The sequence below is a fragment of the Roseivivax halotolerans genome (assembly GCF_900115815.1).
GTDB classification, from domain to species: domain Bacteria; phylum Pseudomonadota; class Alphaproteobacteria; order Rhodobacterales; family Rhodobacteraceae; genus Roseivivax; species Roseivivax halotolerans.
The window spans coordinates 12,776-30,718 of sequence record NZ_FOXV01000019.1 but is presented as its reverse complement, the minus strand read 5'-3'; the positions used below and the strand labels follow the sequence as shown (position 1 = coordinate 30,718).

At 63.2% G+C, this 17,943-nt stretch carries 20 protein-coding genes and 4 pseudogenes; 4 read left to right on the top strand and 20 right to left on the bottom strand.

The window, feature by feature from the left end:
• The 3 genes and pseudogenes from BM171_RS19135 to BM171_RS19460 form a co-directional block, all read left to right on the top strand.
• On the top strand, positions 1-249 hold a 249-nt coding region (locus BM171_RS19135), incomplete at its 5' end, for a hypothetical protein (protein ID WP_217646756.1).
• A 284-nt stretch (positions 250-533) separates the two neighbouring features.
• On the top strand, positions 534-980 hold the full coding sequence (locus BM171_RS17655; RefSeq protein ID WP_093015644.1) for a GNAT family N-acetyltransferase: 447 nt from the start codon (positions 534-536) through the stop codon (positions 978-980).
• 177 nt (positions 981-1,157) lie between these two features.
• Positions 1,158-1,352 (top strand): annotated as a pseudogene (locus BM171_RS19460) (RidA family protein); the annotation flags it as partial.
• Here the strand turns inward: BM171_RS19460 and BM171_RS19045 are convergent.
• From BM171_RS19045 to BM171_RS17625, 6 genes and pseudogenes are all read right to left on the bottom strand, one after another.
• The gene (locus BM171_RS19045; RefSeq protein ID WP_175497619.1) at positions 1,284-1,439 is read right to left on the bottom strand and encodes a hypothetical protein; all 156 of its coding nucleotides are present in this window, start codon (positions 1,437-1,439) and stop codon (positions 1,284-1,286) included. The pseudogene BM171_RS19460 and the gene BM171_RS19045 overlap by 69 nt on opposite strands.
• Positions 1,440-1,466: 27 nt before the next feature.
• On the bottom strand, positions 1,467-1,892 hold the full coding sequence (locus BM171_RS17645) for a PaaI family thioesterase (protein ID WP_217646755.1): 426 nt from the start codon (positions 1,890-1,892) through the stop codon (positions 1,467-1,469).
• Between the two features lie 228 nt (positions 1,893-2,120).
• Positions 2,121-3,269 (bottom strand): annotated as a pseudogene (tnpC, locus tag BM171_RS17640) (IS66 family transposase); the annotation flags it as partial.
• Positions 3,270-3,271: 2 nt separating this feature from the next.
• Positions 3,272-3,463, bottom strand: a pseudogene (gene tnpB / locus BM171_RS17635) (IS66 family insertion sequence element accessory protein TnpB); the annotation flags it as partial.
• Entirely contained in the window at positions 3,460-3,852 is a 393-nt protein-coding gene (gene tnpA / locus BM171_RS17630; protein ID WP_245760326.1) for an IS66-like element accessory protein TnpA, read from the bottom strand. The gene tnpA and the pseudogene tnpB, both read right to left, overlap by 4 nt.
• 201 nt (positions 3,853-4,053) lie before the next feature.
• Positions 4,054-4,674: a TetR/AcrR family transcriptional regulator gene (locus tag BM171_RS17625; RefSeq protein ID WP_093015635.1), complete on the bottom strand. Its 621-nt coding sequence runs from the start codon at positions 4,672-4,674 to the stop codon at positions 4,054-4,056.
• An 85-nt stretch (positions 4,675-4,759) separates the two neighbouring features.
• Between BM171_RS17625 and BM171_RS17620 the strand changes: the two genes are divergently transcribed.
• The gene (locus tag BM171_RS17620; RefSeq protein WP_093015632.1) at positions 4,760-5,836 is read left to right on the top strand and encodes an aldo/keto reductase; all 1,077 of its coding nucleotides are present in this window, start codon (positions 4,760-4,762) and stop codon (positions 5,834-5,836) included.
• Positions 5,837-6,201: 365 nt separating this feature from the next.
• Here BM171_RS17620 and BM171_RS17615 read toward each other — a convergent pair whose 3' ends face one another.
• The 14 genes and pseudogenes from BM171_RS17615 to BM171_RS17560 form a co-directional block, all read right to left on the bottom strand.
• On the bottom strand, positions 6,202-7,404 hold the full coding sequence (locus BM171_RS17615; RefSeq protein ID WP_093015629.1) for an IS91 family transposase: 1,203 nt from the start codon (positions 7,402-7,404) through the stop codon (positions 6,202-6,204).
• A gap of 11 nt (positions 7,405-7,415) precedes the next feature.
• Positions 7,416-7,976 (bottom strand): annotated as a pseudogene (locus BM171_RS19290) (tyrosine-type recombinase/integrase).
• 159 nt (positions 7,977-8,135) lie between these two features.
• Positions 8,136-8,288 (bottom strand): phage integrase N-terminal SAM-like domain-containing protein, encoded by a 153-nt coding sequence (locus tag BM171_RS19285; RefSeq protein WP_245760325.1) that lies wholly within the window; start codon positions 8,286-8,288, stop codon positions 8,136-8,138.
• Between the two features lie 222 nt (positions 8,289-8,510).
• Complete coding sequence (locus BM171_RS17605; protein ID WP_093015626.1) at positions 8,511-8,927, bottom strand: ribbon-helix-helix protein, CopG family; 417 nt, start codon at positions 8,925-8,927, stop codon at positions 8,511-8,513.
• 9 nt (positions 8,928-8,936) lie between these two features.
• The gene (locus BM171_RS17600) at positions 8,937-10,931 is read right to left on the bottom strand and encodes a conjugal transfer protein TraG (RefSeq protein WP_175497621.1); all 1,995 of its coding nucleotides are present in this window, start codon (positions 10,929-10,931) and stop codon (positions 8,937-8,939) included.
• 17 nt (positions 10,932-10,948) lie between these two features.
• A complete protein-coding gene (locus BM171_RS17595) occupies positions 10,949-12,706 on the bottom strand; it encodes a relaxase/mobilization nuclease domain-containing protein (protein ID WP_093015623.1) in 1,758 nt (585 codons plus the stop codon).
• Positions 12,707-13,267: 561 nt separating this feature from the next.
• Positions 13,268-14,347, bottom strand: a complete 1,080-nt coding sequence (locus BM171_RS17590) for an IS110 family RNA-guided transposase (protein WP_093015620.1) — start codon at positions 14,345-14,347, stop codon at positions 13,268-13,270.
• 203 nt (positions 14,348-14,550) lie between these two features.
• Entirely contained in the window at positions 14,551-15,183 is a 633-nt protein-coding gene (locus BM171_RS17585) for a lytic transglycosylase domain-containing protein (RefSeq protein ID WP_245760324.1), read from the bottom strand.
• Positions 15,184-15,247: 64 nt separating this feature from the next.
• Positions 15,248-15,769: a S26 family signal peptidase gene (locus tag BM171_RS17580; RefSeq protein ID WP_093015613.1), complete on the bottom strand. Its 522-nt coding sequence runs from the start codon at positions 15,767-15,769 to the stop codon at positions 15,248-15,250.
• The gene (locus tag BM171_RS17575) at positions 15,766-16,224 is read right to left on the bottom strand and encodes a DUF2840 domain-containing protein (protein WP_093015610.1); all 459 of its coding nucleotides are present in this window, start codon (positions 16,222-16,224) and stop codon (positions 15,766-15,768) included. The genes BM171_RS17580 and BM171_RS17575 overlap by 4 nt, the downstream gene beginning before the upstream one ends.
• Before the next feature lie 4 nt (positions 16,225-16,228).
• Positions 16,229-16,510 (bottom strand): helix-turn-helix transcriptional regulator, encoded by a 282-nt coding sequence (locus BM171_RS17570; protein ID WP_021100692.1) that lies wholly within the window; start codon positions 16,508-16,510, stop codon positions 16,229-16,231.
• Positions 16,511-16,686: 176 nt separating this feature from the next.
• Positions 16,687-17,106 carry a DUF2285 domain-containing protein gene (locus tag BM171_RS17565; RefSeq protein WP_175497620.1) on the bottom strand — a complete coding sequence of 140 codons (420 nt, stop codon included), beginning with the start codon at positions 17,104-17,106 and terminating at the stop codon, positions 16,687-16,689.
• A gap of 154 nt (positions 17,107-17,260) precedes the next feature.
• On the bottom strand, positions 17,261-17,431 hold the full coding sequence (locus BM171_RS19455) for a transcriptional regulator domain-containing protein (protein ID WP_425438960.1): 171 nt from the start codon (positions 17,429-17,431) through the stop codon (positions 17,261-17,263).
• 131 nt (positions 17,432-17,562) lie between these two features.
• Entirely contained in the window at positions 17,563-17,835 is a 273-nt protein-coding gene (locus BM171_RS17560; protein WP_093015604.1) for a DNA -binding domain-containing protein, read from the bottom strand.
• Positions 17,836-17,943 lie beyond the last annotated feature (108 nt).

The following is a 17,943-nucleotide window of genomic DNA, read 5'->3' as shown; positions in this document are numbered from 1 at the left end:
CCGCGCCTGCGCCCATTGCTCACGCCGCCGAATGATGGCACCCAAAAGGAGAACAGGCTCGACTTACGAGTGGCCCTGAAAAAAGGGGCAGGTCACTATCTCAACATCTTCGATCTGGCCTGCATTCCACCCGTTATCGCCGGTAGAGTATCTGTGGGGGGTAACAAAGAAATCCATTTGCTGCGAGGATCGCCGCCGTTCGATGAGACCATCCTGACATGCCGCCTTCAGAGCCATGAAGGATCATGATGCTGGGAAAAGGCCCTTCGCCAGCCGGACCTTAGGTCGTGCCCCAGTCTGAAATATGTCGGCGAATGATTGTTGGTTGCATTTTTCTTGTCGTGACTGAGGCTTCAATACCTAATCATTCTAGCAGACGTTGGTTCCCAGTGGAGCATCCGGCAATCTGGGCTCCAAGCTGCCTTGCGGCGGCGCAGCACGCCAACTGCCACACGACCGGCGGTTATTCGTGCCCTTGTTGCCATTGCAGGTAAACTGGACCTTTGTATATTTATCACAGAAAAGAGGGTGGGATGACGATTCAGGTCAGGCAAGCGACCGAGGCTGATGCCCCAGGGGCCATTTGTACTCTGTGTCGCTCGATCACCGAACTATGCGTTTCAGATCACCAGAATGATCCGACAGAAGTCGAAGGCTGGCTAGGCAATAAGACTGTCGAGGCTTGGCACAAGTGGATCAAGCGGGATGACGCGATCGTACTGGTGGCCGAACGAAATAGAAAGGTCATCGGTATCGGTATGGCCACTCTAAGCGGCGACATCTTGTTGAACTACGTACATCCGGGAGCACGTTTTGGCGGGGTGAGCAAAGCTATCCTCGCCACCTTAGAAGAAGTGTTAAGGTCTTGGGGCGTCCAGTCCTGTCGTCTGGAAAGCACCATCACGGCCCGGTCATTTTACGAAAGTTGCGGCTTCCGGCCAGAAGGGGATGACACTCTCATGCTTTCCAAATCTCTGTAGCATCAGTCAAGATGGGCTCACTCGTGTTTGTCGCCACGGACAAAACTCAAGCGTTTCTGTTCGGGACGGAATCGAGGGTTTTTGGAACGGCTTTGGGTGATTGGCGTGCATAGAACAGACCGTTGAATACCAGGTCGATTTGATGCGAGTCTGTATGTGACAATTTGAGGATATCTGATGACGAAAATTGCACTCTTTCCGCCTGGCTCCAAGGAACAGGCTACGCAGGTCAAAGTTTCGCCGGGAATTATATCTGGCGATCATGTGTTCCTGACTGGCGTGACAGGAAGCCTTGCAGATGGCTCAATGCCTGAAAATGCGGAGGATCAATTTAGGAGCGCCTTCAACAAGATCGGCGCGGTGCTGGCTGAGGCAGGCATAACCCATGATGCAATAGTTGAAATGACGACCTATCATGTCGGCATCCATAAACACTTTGACCTGTTCCTGATGTCGCATGATGTCCTCCATAATGAACGCATGATCTCAGGACTTGCTGCCGGACGCGCGCACCACTGTGCCCTGTGCAACGGCGGCAAGTGTCTCCTCATCGCCATCGACAGAAAGGATGCGGCACTGGCAGACCGCCTGCCTGCCGGAGACCGAGAGCGGTTCGGCCACGGCGCGCAGGAGCGGCCCGGCGCCTGGCTTGAGGTAGTTGATCTTGAACTCGGAGGTCAGTGCGTCTCCCCGGAGCGCCACGCCGCCGGCAAAAGTGATGGCGTTGTCGGCAAGATATGACAGAACGCCTCCGTGGGCATGGCCATGCTGCTGGCGGAGGTCGTCGCGAAGGGCTACCTCGATGACAGAGCGCGTCTCCGTGATTTCGGCCAGCTCCGCGCCGATGTGCCGGCTGAAAGGCTGTCCCTCGAAGATGGTCTTCGCGAGCTCGATGATGTTGGGCTGATCCATGCTGTCCTCCATCGCGGGGCATCCTGACACTCGGGGCCCCACCCGCGAGAAGCCTGCCTGATTCGATCAACACTGTGTGGTAGAACGTCGCGTAGCGACACGGGCTCGTGGAAGATCGGTTTTAAGCCCAGCGTCCGGTCGAAGGTCTGCATCTCGTGCGCCAGGCGAAAGAGCTCCGGGCATAGTACACCGAAGGGGCGTTATGTCCGCATCTGTGTAAGCGTCCGGTCAGGCAGCGTGGTTTGACCAGTTCCACGGCAGAAGATCATCCACGCGGGTGATCTTGTAGTCTGGGATGCAGGCCAGCGTATCGACGAGCCATCCCTGCGGGTCCACACCATTCAACTTGGCGGTCTCGATCGGGGTGTAGGCGATGGCGGCGGAGCGGCCGCCGGTCTGCGATCCGACGAACAGGTAGTTCTTGCGTCCGATGGCCACCGATCGCATGGCGCGCTCGGCCGTGTTGTTGTCCAGTTCGAGGAAGCCGTGATCGAGATAGGGCCGAAGCCGCTTCATGCGCGTCAGGCCATATCGTATCGCCATGGCCAGCGGCGACTTGCCGGTGATCGTCGGCAGTTGGGCGTGCATCCAGCTTTCCAACCCGTCGAAGATTGGCGCGCCTTTCGCTTGGCGGATCTCGACACGCCGGTCCGGCGGCGATCCTCGCGCCTCTTTCTCGATGGCATAAAGCTGTGCGATGCGCCGGATGGCCTCGTCGGCGATGGCCGACCCTTGAGCCCTGTGGACGTCGACGAACTTGCGACGGACATGAGCCATGCAGGCGACCTCGTGGATGTCGCTGGACCGGTAGATGTCCTCGAACCCGGCGTAGCCATCGGCGTGCATCCAGCCTCGGTAACCTGCGAGATGATCCTTCGGGTGCTGGCCCTTCCGGTCAGGCGAGACCCGATACCAGCTGGCGGGCGGGGCACCGCCACCCCAGGGCCGCTCGTCGCGCCCGTAGGTCCATAGCCGCGCCGTTGCGGTCTTACCGGTGTCGGGCGCCAGCATCTTCACCGGAGTGTCGTCCGCGAAGATCGCCTGTCCGGCCAGCACATGCCGCCCGATGGCATCGGCGAGCGGTTCCAGCAGCGCAGTGGACTTGCCAACCCAGTCGGCCAACGTCGAGCGGTCGAGGTCGAGCCCCTCGCGCTCAAAGATCTGGCTCTGGCGATAGAGCGGCAGATGGTCGGCGTATTTGGAGACCAGGACATGTGCCAGCAGGCCGGGTCCGGGGCGGCCGCGCTCGATCGGGCGGGATGGCAGGGGAGCCTGTGTGAAGGCCTCGCAGCCGGAACAGGCCAGGCGGGGACGGACGGTTCGGTTCACGATGAACCGTCCGGGCACATACTCGAGCTCTTCGGTCACATCCTCGCCCATGCGCCCTGGCCGTCCCACCAGATGATCTTGATCAGGTCACCGCGCCGACCGCGGAAGACAAACATGTGCCCGGCGAACGGGTCCTGCTTCAGCACTGTCTCCGCCTGGGCCGCCAGCGTGGTGAACCCGCGCCGCATGTCCGTCACGCCCGCCGCCAGCCACACGCGGGTGTTCGCCGGGACAGGGATCATCCGGACAAGCCCCGGATCAGCCGGGCCAGCGCCTCGGGATCGTAGGCTCCGCTGATCCGCGGCCGGTGACCACCCGCTATATCGATCTCGATCGTGCCCGCTGAAGGCACCGGACCGGCGGCGGCTCTGTCGTCGTCGTGCATGGGCCGATCGACGATCTCGAAGGGAAGGAAACAGGCCGCATACGGGTCTGCCGAAGCATCCGGCGCATAGCGCGGGTCGCGAAGCCACGTGAAGATCAGGTTGGCGTTCATCGAATAGCGACGAGCCACCTGCGCGACCGAGACATCAGGCGCCTTCGTCTGCACACAGATCGACCGCTTCTCCTCGTCCGTCCAAAGCCGCTTCGTCCGACGCGCCATAAAGACCCCACAGTGTCCACTATCCATGGTGGACACTATCGATCACCCTCTACGCGAGGCAGTGCAGCGACGCCGGACGCTTACGCATCTGTTGGATTCGAATACGATGCAGCGAAAGGGGCATGCACCAGACCAGCCGTTCGTGCAGACCGCGACGAAGGTGCGGGAGAGCCCTTTTTGATTGACGCTGCGATGGAAACTTATGTCGGCTTCTCGACGCTTCAGTCCTCAAGCCTTCGGCTGGGGCCATCCCACCATCGACGCACGCGCGACCTCCAGCAGGGTTTCCCGATCGGCACCGTCCCGGGCAAGGACTGACATGCCCTGCGTCACTGCAAGGGCAAGGTCGGCGAGCGCCTCCGTTCGCGTCGCGTCTGGCAGGGGTCCTCGCTCGATGTCGACCTCGATCCGTTTGACGATGATCGCCCGGATGATGCGCCGTTCCTTCGCCGCCGCGTCCCGAACGTCGGCGGCAGCCTTCGATCCTGTGGCCGCGGCACTGGCGAGCAGGCATCCCCGTGGGGTAGCATCGCCGGTGAAGAGCCGCGCCGCATTCTCGAGCATATTGGCTACAGCATCCCGCGCGGTCGGCGCGAGTTCCATGGCGTTCTCCAGATCACCCGGGTCGCCCGCGTAGCGTCGCAGCGCTTCGAGGAACAATCGCTTCTTGTCGCCGAATGCCGCGTAGATGCTGGGAGCCGTCACGCCCATCGCGGCGGTCAGGTCGCTGATCGAAGTCGTCTCGTAGCCGCTTTCCCAGAATGTGAGCATCGCCTTTTCGAGCGCTTCGTCGCGATCGAAGGACAGAGGGCGGCCGGTCTTGCGGCCAGGTGCGGAAGTCTTTTCCATAGCAATCGTTATTAAAGTGGTTGATCTCACCGATCAAGGCCTGCATGTAATACCTAACGTTCGATATGAAATTTAGGAATTACCCATGTCCCTCACGAATTTCCGCGCCCTCGGCCGGTCCGGTCTGGTGGTCAGCCCCCTCGCTCTCGGCACGATGACCTTCGGCCCTGGCGGCTGGAATGCCGACGAGGCGGCCTCGCGAGAGATCTTCCATGCCTACCGCGAGGCGGGCGGCAATTTCGTCGATACGGCCGACATTTATTCGGGCGGTGTCAGCGAAGAACTGGTGGGCAAGTTCATCCGCGAAACCGGATCGCGCGACGACATCGTTCTGGCGACGAAGTTCGGCTTCAACGGGTCCAGCAGCCCGCTGACCGCCACGCAGGGAGGCGGGGCCAATCCCCATGCAGGCGGTGCGGGATCGAAGAACATCCATCGCGCGCTGGACGCATCATTGAGGAGGCTCGGCACCGACTACGTCGACCTCTACTGGATGCACATCTGGGATGGCGTCACGCCGGTCGAGGAGATCGTGCAGACCCTGGGCGACCTCGTGCGCGCCGGCAAGATCCGACACTACGCATTCTCCGACATGCCGGCGTGGGTCGCGATGAAGGCCGCGACGATTGCCGCCGAGCGCCGGGTGCCGGGCCCGATCGCGATGCAGCTCGAGTATTCGCTGGTCGCGCGCGAGGTCGAGGCCGAGCATTTCCCTGCCGCGCAGGAGGGCGGAATGGGTGTCATGCCCTGGAGCCCGCTGGCCGGTGGGTTCCTGACGGGGAAGTACAACCGGGACGACACCGTTGACACCGGCCGGCTCAGCGGCGCCAACCCGTTCGGCGATAGCAAGTTCACGGATCGCAACTGGACAATCCTCGACACGCTTCGGGAAGTCGCGGTCGAACTTGACTGCGAACCGGCACAGGCGGCGCTTGCCTGGGCGATGTCGCGGCCGGGCGTCGCCTCGACCCTCGTCGGCGCGCGGACGGTGGCGCAGCTGACCGGAAACCTATCGGCGGCCAGCATCAGCCTTAACGACGACCAAATGCGCCGGCTGAACGAGGTCAGCGCGCCGGTGCCCGGGTTCACCTCTTCACTCGTCTCTCCGGAGGTCCGCAAGATGCTCTACGGCGGGCACGAGATTACCGCTTGGGGGGAATAGAAGCGCCCGCGCGCGGGGAATGAAACGCGAAGCAGAGATCGCGCGCGCAAGGCGCAATGGCCGCTTTGTCTAAGGTTTGTGGCTGCTGGATGCTCGCCATTCAGCGGCGATAAACCTGACAAGGAGGAAAGCGCGGGCGGAAGTCGGTGCTATGGGGATTGGACCTTAGGGCTTGGGCGGTCGATGCATTGAGTTGCCAAGCCTGCGACGGCGGTCAGCGAAGGCCCGTCGATCTCTCCGGTTCGGTGTCGCCGATCGGTCTGTACTCCAGCCGCTGCGGACCCGCTGCGGCGCAGGTTTTGACGGTTCGGCCACACTGTTGGGTCCGACGCCTCGGGATCGCAGGGCCGGGTATGAGGGGTGGATCATACGGCATCCTCCCATGGTGGTGCGCGAGATTTCGGGGTCTGGCCGCGGGTGCAGGTCTCGATGACGATCATCGCACCACCGCATTTGGGGCATGTCTGGCGCGGGTCTCGCGCATCGGCATCGGTGCGCCCGTCTTCGCCGGTCGTCTGATCCGGCTCTGGTTTCGTATCGATCAGATGCCTGATCTTCTCGATCCTGTCGCGGCGGATGCCGTTGGCGAGGAAGCCTGCGCGCCGGATCCGGTGGAAGCCGGACGGCAGGACATGTGTGAGGAACCGGCGGATGAACTCAGACGTGGGCAGGCGCATGACCTTCATCCGGTCCCCGCGCTTGATCCGATAGTCTTTCCACCGAAAGGCCACGGTGTCGGCATCCGCGCTGATGAGGCGGTGGTTAGAAACCGCGACACGATGGGTGTAGCGGCTGAGATAGGCCAGGACCGCCTCCGGTCCGCCGAAGGGAGGTTTGGCATAAACGACCCAGTCGGCCTTGCGCAGCGGCGCGAGATGGGCCGCGAAGATGTCGGGGTCGGCTAATTCCGACAGAGTTCCGAAGAACGTCAGTTTCCCCGCCTTGTGCAGCCTGGCCAGCCCTTCGAGGAACAGGCGACGGAAAAGCCGCGACAGGACCTTTACCGGCAACAAGAACCCCGGGCGGCAGGCAATCCACCGGGTGCCGTCCGGTGACAGCCCACCACCCGGCACGATGACATGGGCGTGCGGGTGATGGGTCATTGCTGAGCCCCATGTGTGCAGCACGCTGGTCAAGCCGATCCGGGCGCCGAGATGCTTGGCATCGGCGGCGATGGTCAGAAGCGTCTCCGCGGATGCCTTGAACAGCAGACCATAGACCGCCGCCTTGTTCTGGAACGCGATGTCGGCGATCTGCGCCGGCAGGGTGAAGACCGCGTGGAAATACTCGACCGGCAACAGGTCCTCGATGCGCGCGGCCATCCAGTCCCGTGACGCCACGCCTTGGCACTTCGGGCAGTGCCGGTTGCGGCACGAGTTGTAGGCGATGTGCTGGTGGCTGCATTTGGTGCAGGCCGCGACATGGCCGCCGAGCGCCGCGGTGCGGCAGCACTCGATCGCGGACATTACCTTCAACTGCGGCAGGTTCAGATGCCCGGCATTCGTGCGACGATAGGCAGACCCATGGGCGCGGAATATATCCGCGACCTCCAGTCTGGGACGAGACACGGAAGCCGGGCTTAACCGGAACCGGCCTCCCGTCGCACCAGCAGATCGAGCGGGCTGGTCACACTCTGGATCGTCTTGGTCGCCACCTTGGTGTAGATCGTCGTGGTCTCGAGTTTGGCGTGGCCCAGCAGAACCTGGATCACCCGGATGTCGGTCCCGCCCTCCAGAAGATGGGTAGCGAAGCTGTGCCGCAACGTGTGGGGTGAGCCCTTCTTCTTGATCTCGGCGAAGTCACAGGCCGCCCCAAAGGCCCGGTTGAACTGCCGCGTCGAGATCGGGTCGATCCGATTGCGTCCCGGGAACAGCCAGCCCGCGGGCGGGGCCTAGCGGTAATAGTCGCGCAGGAGTTCAAGCAGGCTCGGCGACAGCATCACGTGCCGGTCCTTGCGGCCCTTGCCCTGGTCGACGCGGATCAGCATCCGGTCGCTGTCGATATCGGGCACACGCAAATGGGTCACTTCGCTGGCCCGCAGCCCGCCGCCATAGGCGACGCTGAACGCGGTCCGGTACTTGAGGCCGGGGCCGGGGGCGACGTCGAGAATGCGCGTCACCTCCTCGGCGCTGAGCACCATCGGGATCTTCTTCACCAGACGCTGATAGCGCATATGGAGCTTCATCTCCTCGCGCGCGCAGGTCACCGAGAAGAAGAAGCCCAAGACACTCAGCCGGTTGTTGAACGTCGCGGAGCCGGTGCCCTTCTCGGACATATCCAGCTGGAACGCCCGCAGATCCTAAGGCGTCGCCGTGTCGGGCGAGCGGCCAAGGAACCGGGTGAAGTCGTGCATCGCCCGCAGGTACATGGTCTGCGTCTTCGGCTGCAAACCCTTGATGCGCATATCTTCGAGAAACCGCTGGCGCAGAGCGGGAACGTGTTGATCGGACATGGAAGCCTCCTGTCATCAGATTGAGAAGGTCCCAATCGTCCGACAGGTCTGTCAGTTCACCAAATCGCACCGCCCAGATCAGAGCGCATCATCTGCTTCAAGCGCCCTACCGCGAGAGCGGTTTCGTCCTCGTCCCGCACAAGCGACGTTGATAGCCGACGCTTGAACGACTGCTTTACTTCGTCGTCACGCGCAAAAAACAGCTGGCGGCACGGTTGCCCCCTAATCCGCTGATGCTGGTAGGTCGCGTGAAAGCTCTTTTGTGAGGTTCGATCCCTTCGCCAGTCGCTTGGCCAGCGTCTGAACGAACCCGCCATAGCGCTCCTTGCCCTTCGCCTTGGCTGCCGCGTGGGTGTCATCGGGCAAAGGGGGTGTCGTCGTTAACCAGAAGCGGACGAACAGCGCCAGCGCCTCGGTCGTGATCTCTTGGTCTCGTTCCAGCCGCTCTAGCGATCGGGTCAGGCGGTCCAGCCTGCGGACGATCGCGGCCTCGCTCTGTTCGGCGCTGTCGGGTGAGAGGAACGACGCCAAGGCCGCCTCGATGACTTGGGTTTTGGGGACGCGCCGCCGCGCGGCCATTTCGTCGATTTCATCGAAGAGGGCTGCGTCGATATAGGCGGTGATCTTGGCTTTCTTCATGTCGTCACCTCACAGTTCAATGCCGTCGTCGGGATCGAGGGCTGCTTGACGCGCGACGTTGCGGAAGCGGGTCTGCATGGCGCGGGCGCGTTGGGCCTCGTCGTCAGATTCGTCTTCGAGGGCGGCGAATTCCTCGCGTGGGAACGGCAAGTCAGGCGCCACATCCTCATGTTCGGGGATCTCAGGCTCTCGTCGGATGCCGCCATCTGCATCGTCAGCGGGCTTGTTCGTGCCAGCTTCCCGAGGCGGCGCTATCGGCTGAAGACAGCTCCAATCGTCAGTTCCCGCCGTGCTGATTGCTGCAGATGCTCCTACGCTAGGCGGCTTTTGGATCCTTGCCGTCAGTTGCGCATCGCGGAAGTACCGGACTTTCTGCGCCCGGATCGGAGCCGCGCCCGATACGAGGATGATTTCGTCGTCGGATGGCAGCTGCATGATTTCGCCGGGGGTCAGCAAGGCGCGGGCGGTTTCCTGGCGCGAGACCATCAGATGCCCGAGCCAGGGCGACAGACGATGGCCGGCATAGTTCTTCATCGCGCGCAGTTCGGTTGTGGTGCCGAGGGCGTCTGACAGGCGCTTCGCCGTGCGCTCGTCATTGGTCGCGAAAGCGACGCGGACATGGCAGTTGTCCAGGATGGCGTTGTTCTGGCCATAGGCCTTTTCGATCTGGTTCAGCGACTGGGCGATCAGGAAGGCCTTGAGACCGTATCCCGCCATGAAGGCCAGTTGGCTTTCAAAGAAGTCTAGGCGCCCTAGGGCGGGGAATTCGTCTAGCATGAACAACAGGCGGTGCTTGCGGTTGGTGTTGTGCAGGTCTTCGGTCAGACGACGACCGATCTGGTTGAGGATCAGCCGGACCAGCGGTTTCGTGCGGGAAATATCCGATGGCGGCACCACGAGGTAGAGGGTGAGCGGCCGCGCATCCGAGACGAGATCATCGATCCGCCAGTCGCAGCGCCGGGTCACGGCGGCGATCACGGGGTCGCGGTAGAGACTGAGGAAGGACATGGCCGTGGAGAGAACACCGGAGCGTTCGTTCTCGGACTTGTTCAGCAGTTCCCGGGCGGCCTGGGCGACAACAGGATGCGGGCGATCTCCGAGATGGGCAGTCCGCATCATTGCAGTCAGTGTGGCGGCGATGGGACGCCGCGGATCAGACAGGAAGGCGGCGACGCCTGCCAGTGTCTTGTCCTTCTCGGCATAGAGAACATGCAGGATCGCGCCGACCAAAAGGGAATGGCTGGTCTTCTCCCAATGGTTCCGCCGCTCGAGCTGGCCTTCGGGATCGACGAGGATATCCGCGATGTTTTGCACGTCCCGCACCTCGCGCTCGCCGCGGCGGACCTCGAGCAGCGGATTGTAGGCGGCGCTGGCCGCATTGGTCGGATCGAAGAGCAGGACACGTCCGAACCGCGCCCGCCATCCGGACGTCAGCTGCCAGTTCTCGCCCTTGATGTCATGGACGATGGCGGAGCCGGGCCATGTCAGCAGGCTTGGGATCACCAGGCCGACGCCCTTGCCGGAGCGGGTGGGCGCGAAGCATAGCACATGTTCCGGTCCGTCATGCTGGAGGTAGTGCTTTTCGAGACGGCCCAGCACGACCCCGTCGTCTGCGAACAGCCCAGCGGCGGTGATATCCTTGGGGCTTGCCCATCTGGCAGAGCCATAGGTGGTCACGTCGCTCGCCTCACGCGCCCGCAAGACGGACAGTAAGATCGCGACGGCAATGGCGGCGATCCCGCCTGCGCCGGCGATTGCGGCTCCTTCCATGAAGACGCGGGGCGCGTAGGCGTCGTACCAGTACCACCAGGTGAAGACCTGCCACGGGCGGTAGATCGGCAGGCCGAACAGGGCGGTGAGAGGCGCGCCAAGCTGGGGCTGGAACCCCAGACGAAACGCGACCCACTGCGTCGCTGCCCAGACGAAGAGCAGCGCTACGATGCTGACGATGAGGATCTGGCCCCAGAGGATCTTGGTGTCCGATGACGTGTCCTGACGGCTCATGGTGATGTCCTTTCTGCTCAGAGGCTCAGCCCGCGCTTGCGCCCGAGGCTCCAATCGATCCCGCCGCCGGGCGTCATCGTGCCCGTGACGGTCTGGCCGAGATGGCGTTCGAGTTGCGGGGTCCAGGGGACGAGCGAGAATCCGAGGCCATCGTCGATCATGGCGAAGCGGCCAGAGGCGAGATCGAGACGTTGGCGAAACGTCCCCGCGACGGGCTCGCCCTCGGTCGGCTTGTAACGGGGGAGGCCGGTTTGTGTGCTGAGGTCTTGGGCGATGGCGTCAAGTTCGCGGTTGCGCAGGTTGGCCAGCAGATCGCGGGCAAAGGTGACCCGCTGACCTTGCCGTCGGGCGAGGCCTTCGGCGACAAGGTGATCTGCGCGCCGGTCCAAGGCTTGGCGAACCTCTGCGCCAAATCCGGCACCGCTCAGCGGCGCGCGGTCATGGGCAAGATGCAGGCGGTCGAGCCAGGTTGCGCCATCGGCCTCGATCTGCGCGGCAAGCGAGAGATCAGAACGACCGACAAGAGACAATCGCGGTGTCCCGTCCGTCTTCCCTGTCCAGAGGCGGGTTTCGACAATGCCACCTTGCGGCGTGTCGCCGGTCGCATCGAGATCCCGGAAGCGCAGGTGATGAACGCGACCATCAACGCCGTCGATGATCGCGTAGCCGGTCCCGGCGTGGTCGTCATGAAAGCCGCGTTCCATGAGCCGCCCGAGGATCGGCGCGGTGGGCGTGCCTTCGATGGCGAAATCCCCCGCCGCGCGGTGGCGCTTGGCACCCATGGCTCGGTGCATCCTCTTGATGATGTCGCCGCGCATCCCGAGCTCGCGCAAAGTGTCTTCGGCATTCGGTTTCAACTCCCAGACGGCAGGGGCGATTTGTTCGGCCAGCCCGAGCCTCTCCAGTGCCTGGGCACGCCCGATCATCAAGCGGCGGAGCTCTGGATCGCGGGATTCCGGCGTTCTGCGCCGCAGGTCGGCGATGCCGGCGTGATCGTCCGCCAGGGATCGCAGGCCGCGGTCGAGATCGGTCCAGCGCTCCGCCGTGACCTGCGTTTCGAGCGCTTGGGAAATCTCGCGCTCGCTGCGGGGTCCCAATTCCAGTTGCACGAGGTCTTCTGCGCGCGCCCGGAGCCCCCGGCTGATGTAGTCACGCGAGATGACGAGATCGCGGCCATCGTCAGCTTTGCCGCGCACCAGAATGTGGACATGCGGATTGTCGGTGTTCCAGTGATCGACCGCGACCCAGTCGAGTGTTGTGCCGAGATCCCGTTCGGCACGGGCCATCAGATCCCGGGTGAAGGCGCGCAGATCCTCGAGATCGCCCGCGTCCTCCGGCGAGATGATAAACCGGAAATGATGCCGGTCGTCTTCGCAGCGCGCCGCAAATCCGCCCCGGTTGAGGTCATCGCGTTCAGGCCCGAACAAGTCGGCGTCGCGCCCGTCCTGACCGACGCCATCGCGCTGCAGGTAGCCGAGATGCTTGGCCATGGGCGCGGAGCGAAAGCGCTTGCCCTGGTGCCGTACGATGCGAGCCTTCACGACGACGCGCCGAGAGGTGCGGGTCAGACCTTTGGCGGTTCGGGCAAACCGTCCGCGCCCGAAAGAGGTGTTGCCGGAACGCGTGCTGCCCGCGCCGATACGATAGCCGGTATGTCCGGATTTCCGCGCGGCACGCATCACCTCGTTGACGAAGCGTGTGGGTTGCTTCGAGGTCTTGCCGCCGTCGCGGATACGCCCGGGGCGGATGCGCAGGTCATTGTCGCGCCGGGTCATGGCCGCACTCGTGCGTAGGACCAGCTGCCGCATGAAAAGGGTCTATAAATCATATCTCTAGTTGAAGTCCTGCGGCATGCAGCTTGGATGTGCCGCGCAAATCCTCGCAGAGAAACAACAGCTTGAGGTCCGCTTGCGGCACCTCTTTTATCTCGCGCTCCTAATCGGGTGTTCAACGCATTGGGATTCAAGCACTTTTCAAACCGGCGCAGAGGCACGCCATAGCTCGATCCTGCCCGCGATCCTGCGATGCTCTTTCCATCATACGCGCTTTGCCGGCATTCGCACAGCAAGACGATCCCTGCGCTCCTACGGACTCGGCCTTCGCGGTGCTGCGAAGCCGGTCCACGCTTTCGAACTGATCGCGGACCGGGCCGTCCAGGCGCTTCATGCGCGCTCGACCGAACTGGGCCGGCGCAGGCGAGATAGCGGACAGACCCGGTCCCGGCACTGCAGCTCGCAGCACCCTCCGCGCGCGCGGATCCCGAGAACCTGATGTCGGATCGGTGGGGCAAGTCGGTCGGTCTCCTTGTCGTTTCCCTGCTTTCCGTCGGGTGCCGGTCAGGCCGTTTGCGGTCCGGGAAGCCGCATTTTCTCGGTCACTTTCGCGCCGAGCCCCGGTCGGTAGGCCGCGCTGTCGCGCCACATCTTCAGCAGGATGACGGCGTACTTGCGGGCCACCGCGGTGATTGCGTTGAGCATGCTGGTGCGCTTGGCGAGCCGCAGGCCCCAGGCCCGGATCGCGGTCCATTTGCGCGTTCTCAGCAGCAGGCCCGCCGCGGCTTCGCAGAGCGCCGTGCGCACCTCCCGGTCGCCGTGTTTGGAGATGCTGCCCGTGCGGTCGATGCTGCCCGACTGCCAGCGTCGCGGCGTCAGGCCGAGATAGGCCGCGACGTCCCGCGTGCGGCGGAAGCGGTGCGGATCGTCGATCGCGGCGCGGAAGGACAGCGCGGCGATCGGCCCGACGCCGGGCACGGTCATGAAGCGGCGGCAGAGCGGGTCGGTCCGCACGATGGCGAGCACGAGGCGATGCAGCTCGCCGTAGCCGTCGAGCAGCCGCCCGCGCACCACCAGCAGGGTCTCGAGGAACGCCGTGATGTCCGCGGGCGCGTCGCAGATCAGCTCCCGTACGCGCACCTCGAAACGGCCGCGCGACACTTGGCCGACGAGCAGGCCAAGCGGTCGCAGGGTGCCGCGAATGTGGTTCTCCATGTCGATCAGCTTGCGTTTCAGCAGCCGCCGGTTGGCGAGAAGCATGCGCAGGCGGCGGCTCTCCGGTCTCTTCGCGTGTACCGCGCGGAACCATCCGGTGCGCATGATCTGGGCGAGCGCGCGGGCATCGTTGCGGTCGGTCTTGTTGCGTTGCGCCTGCATCGTGGCATGCGCATGTCGCGCTTCGATGATGATCGCCGGATGGCCCGCGGCCGACAGTTCGGACTGCAGCCAGAGGCTCAAGGACGACGCCTCCAGGCCGATGCGCTTCAGCTGACCGGGTGCGCCTTTGAGCGCGTTATGGACGGCCTCCGGATCGGTCGGAACGCGGGTTTCCGACAGGAGGGCACCGTGCTCGTCGACGATGCAGATATGCGTGTCGTCGAGCGAGACATCCAGTCCGGCGTAGGTCGTGGGGATGGGGTTCATGGGATCAGACTCCTTTCGCTTCGATGTTGTCTCGAAGCCCATTGCGTCTGAATCAGTCGCCCGAAGCCACTCTCGATTCGAGCGGAACGAGGCACTGGCCCGATTACGAGGCCCTCTTTCTGTTGAGACCCTGCGCGTCGACCTTCTCCGGCCCATTCCTGCGACCGGGCTTTCCAGACCTCGCCATGGTGCGATTTCGCGGATCATGGCGTTCGTCCTAGGCTGAGAGGCACGAAGATGCCGTTCTGAGACACGTCAGATGCAATCTGTTGGGTTTCATCGCCGGGGGGGTAACCCGCCTCAGCCGTTGCCGCGAACAGCGGGGCAGCGCGCCAGTCCTGTGTCCTGTGCGGGCGGCTGACTGCCCGCGCGACGTCGGTTCCATCGGCGATGACTGGCGCGAGGATGGCAAGGTAATTGCGGGTTTCACGCGGCAAGGCACGACCGGTATCAAGGTGCTCTTGGTAGCGCGCAGGCCCGGCATTGTAGGCCGCTAGAAATCCGGGCGACCCGAACCGGTCGTACATCTGTCGTAGATAGGCGGCACCGGCCAGAATGTTGTCGCGTGGATCGAAGGGGTCATCGCCAAGCCGGTGGGCTGCGCGCAATTCGGCCCAGGTGCCGGGCATGATCTGCATGAGTCCCATGGCGCCCGCGTGGCTCACCGCGCGCGGATTGCCCGCACTCTCGACTTCCATGACGGCACGGATCCAGGGCTTCGGGATGCCGAACCTGCGCGCGGCTTCTGCGATATGGATGTCGATGGGTTGCTGAACAGATGCTGGATCACTGCGGTCCTGAGCGATCACGGCGGACGGTGCCACGGTGATCGGCATGCAGAGGATCAGTACAAGCGCCGTAGTAACGGTCGCGTTCCGACGGCTGTGGCCGCGTTCAAGACTACGCATCTTCAGCCCCTCCATATGTCCAAAGAGGGATGGCGTGACCGACGATTGTGTCCGCTGACAACGGGCCGAAATACCGCCCATCGAGGCTGTCTGCGACACCGGCGATGAGCAGAAAAACCTCGCCCGACTCTAGCTTGACACATCCTGTCCAACGGGGAAGTGGGCGGCTCTGTTGGTCAGCGGATGCTGCATCGGCAACTACTCTGCCGTCGATGGTGATCTCGAGATTGTTCCGACAAACCGTCATGCCCGAGATGGCCGCGATGTGTTTCAACAGCAAGGTATCCGCACCGACATAGCCGTGCTCAACTACCCAGGATGACAGGTCTTCCGGCAGGCGCACGGCAACGAGTTCGCCCAGCGATGGCGCATGTGACGCTCGAACAACGTAAAGTCCGACCGGCACGCTTGCTGAGGCATTCCAGATCAGACGCGGTGTGCGGTCGATCTGTGCGACTGAGAGCAAACCGAGGGACAAACCGGCCGCGAGGAGGGGAGGGGCCGCCGCGCTCATGTCGTCACCATGCGACGCTTGAGCCAGGCGGCATGCCGGGCAGGGGTGTAGGGCCGGGGCTCCAATGCAGCGGTCAGGCGGTTGTGAACGTGCCGCCAATGGTCGGGGCAGACATCTTCGGGCGCGATGCCATAGCTTTCCACGATGTCGATGGACCGAAGCGCAGCCTCGACCTTGGGCCAGCCGGAGAGGCGCAGCAAAATCTCGCCACCGGGCGTAACGCAGGGCACCGTGGAGCAGGGCTCGCCTGCATCGACGGCGCGCAGAATGTCGATCCGGCTTTCAACGGTGCCGTGGTCGTTCGACGACCAGCGGACGAGCGCGAAGATTGCGCCGGGGGCGAAGGCCACGCGCTTTTCCGTGTGCGTCAGGATGGTTTCCTCGGCCTTCCGACCGAAACGGATCCAGCGCTCGATACGCCCTTCGATCCAGGCGAGGTGGACAAATGTCTGCATCGGCTCAGCGCCCCCGCCGCAGATAGGCCGGCGAAACGGCGGCATGGCGTTTGGCAGGCAGAACGCGATCTTCGGTCTCGTCCGAGGTCGAGGTCTTCTCGCCCCTCGTGACCCAGGCCTGCAGATCGTCGACCGCATAGACGACGCGCCCGCCGATTTTCGAATAGCGCGGGCCGGTCCCGTATGTGCGGTGTTTTTCCAGCGTACGGCCAGACAGGCCGAGAAATCGGGCGGCTTCCGGGGTTCTGAGGTAGCGGGGCGGGAGTCCTTCGTTTGGGTCGGGCATTTGAGCATCTCCGGTGGCTAGGCCGCGCGACGGCGCGTCGCGGGCTGTCGGAGGTCATCAAAACGGAAGAGTGTCGTGGGGAGGGATGACGAAGATCGCGGCGCAAAAACGTCACCCCCAAAGGCCAACAGGATCAGAGGCTGATGGGGGTTCGATATTCCGGGACTGCGCGGTGATCACTTGCGTGGCTTGCAGCGCCCCGTTGGTCCTTTGCCGAGAAGGAGAAAGCGATAGCCTTTGGTGGTCAGATGCATTCCATGGGCCGACAGTCGGGTGATCTGGGCTTTCAGGAAGCTGGTCTTCCAATGCTCGCGAGACACAGCCTCCGCCCCGAACAAATGCCGTGCGATCGTCTGGTAGCTCGCGCTGTGTCGGCGCGCATCAAGCGTGCGCAGTGCAAGCTGGATGCGTCGTCGCTGCTGCGGTGTCAGGGGCGGAGAGGATCGTTTGTGATGAAGCAATTGCACGCGGAGCGTCTCGAGCGAATTGATCCGTGCCGTCCAATGCTCGTCCAGCGGTACCAGGATGCCGAGGGGCAGGTGCAGGTTCTTGGCATCCAGCACGAGCAACGCGCCTGTTGCGAGGCGCACATGCATTAAGCCATCCCGCGTTCCCATGACGGTCAGATCATCTGCATCGATGTGCGGCGCGGCGGTGTCGCCGCCAGGGACCGGCGCAGCATACCCGACCGCTGCCGGGGCGATTGAAGGCGTCCAGAAAACGGGCGCTTTGGGTGCGTCGATGTCCGGATCAACCGGAAAATCGTAACCCCCATGCAGCCGGTGATCTCAATCCATCCCGCATCTGCGGGTAGGTTGCGCGATAGTCTGAATTGCGGCGCAGGCATTCCCAAGCCAGCCCGGACAGGTCGAGGCTGTCGAAATGCCGATACGCCGCTTCGTCTTGCCAAGCCCTGGTCATGGCGAAGCTCCGCGTAACTGTTTTCGATGGGAAAAGAGTATAGCGGGGAGGCGCAAGAAAACGACGATACCAATGGCGAACTTGTGCAACCTGCGCGAGTGCTTGCCGATCTGGGCCGAATTGCGCGAAGTTCAGCCGTTACCGGCCTCAAGCAGTTTGCGATAACCGTGTTCGGTCATCCAACGCGCACGGGCGAGGTGGCTGTCATAGATTTTTCGGGCACGCTCCGGTTCCTTGTCCGCATCGATGCCGAACAGGATCTGGCTAATTTCCTGCAGGCTTGCACCGCTTTCAGCGGCGTCGAACAGGCGCAAGTAAAGCGTCATGTGTGCGTGGTCATAGTCGGTCAGATCATCGCCTTGCGGTGCGAGATCAGAGATCGGCGTGGTGCCGGTGGCAGACATGATTCCCCCTCGCCGTTTGGCGCTATAGTCCATAAAAGCACATCGGATTGCCTGTGCAAGAACGGATCGCGGTCAGTCAGAGTGCAGATGAGTATTATAATACGTCGC

Bases quoted from the DNA above. Each gene is read 5' to 3' on its own strand.
- BM171_RS17655 (WP_093015644.1), top strand. From the start codon at position 534: ATGACGATTCAGGTCAGGCAAGCGACCGAGGCTGATGCCCCAGGGGCC.
- BM171_RS17595 (WP_093015623.1), bottom strand. From the start codon at position 12,706: ATGACCCGGCGCGACAATGACCTGCGCATCCGCCCCGGGCGTATCCGC.
- BM171_RS17620 (WP_093015632.1), top strand. From the start codon at position 4,760: ATGTCCCTCACGAATTTCCGCGCCCTCGGCCGGTCCGGTCTGGTGGTC.
- BM171_RS17575 (WP_093015610.1), bottom strand. From the start codon at position 16,224: ATGCAGACATTTGTCCACCTCGCCTGGATCGAAGGGCGTATCGAGCGC.
- BM171_RS17605 (WP_093015626.1), bottom strand. From the start codon at position 8,927: ATGAAGAAAGCCAAGATCACCGCCTATATCGACGCAGCCCTCTTCGAT.
- BM171_RS19045 (WP_175497619.1), bottom strand. From the start codon at position 1,439: ATGCGACATCAGGAACAGGTCAAAGTGTTTATGGATGCCGACATGATA.
- tnpA (WP_245760326.1), bottom strand. From the start codon at position 3,852: ATGGATAGTGGACACTGTGGGGTCTTTATGGCGCGTCGGACGAAGCGG.
- BM171_RS19285 (WP_245760325.1), bottom strand. From the start codon at position 8,288: ATGTCCGATCAACACGTTCCCGCTCTGCGCCAGCGGTTTCTCGAAGAT.
- BM171_RS19455 (WP_425438960.1), bottom strand. From the start codon at position 17,431: ATGACCAGGGCTTGGCAAGACGAAGCGGCGTATCGGCATTTCGACAGC.
- BM171_RS17580 (WP_093015613.1), bottom strand. From the start codon at position 15,769: ATGAGCGCGGCGGCCCCTCCCCTCCTCGCGGCCGGTTTGTCCCTCGGT.
- BM171_RS17560 (WP_093015604.1), bottom strand. From the start codon at position 17,835: ATGTCTGCCACCGGCACCACGCCGATCTCTGATCTCGCACCGCAAGGC.
- BM171_RS17570 (WP_021100692.1), bottom strand. From the start codon at position 16,510: ATGCCCGACCCAAACGAAGGACTCCCGCCCCGCTACCTCAGAACCCCG.
- BM171_RS17645 (WP_217646755.1), bottom strand. From the start codon at position 1,892: ATGGATCAGCCCAACATCATCGAGCTCGCGAAGACCATCTTCGAGGGA.
- BM171_RS17565 (WP_175497620.1), bottom strand. From the start codon at position 17,106: ATGCATGTGCGCCTCGCAACAGGCGCGTTGCTCGTGCTGGATGCCAAG.
- BM171_RS17625 (WP_093015635.1), bottom strand. From the start codon at position 4,674: ATGGAAAAGACTTCCGCACCTGGCCGCAAGACCGGCCGCCCTCTGTCC.
- BM171_RS17590 (WP_093015620.1), bottom strand. From the start codon at position 14,347: ATGAACCCCATCCCCACGACCTACGCCGGACTGGATGTCTCGCTCGAC.
- BM171_RS17600 (WP_175497621.1), bottom strand. From the start codon at position 10,931: ATGAGCCGTCAGGACACGTCATCGGACACCAAGATCCTCTGGGGCCAG.
- BM171_RS17585 (WP_245760324.1), bottom strand. From the start codon at position 15,183: ATGCCGATCACCGTGGCACCGTCCGCCGTGATCGCTCAGGACCGCAGT.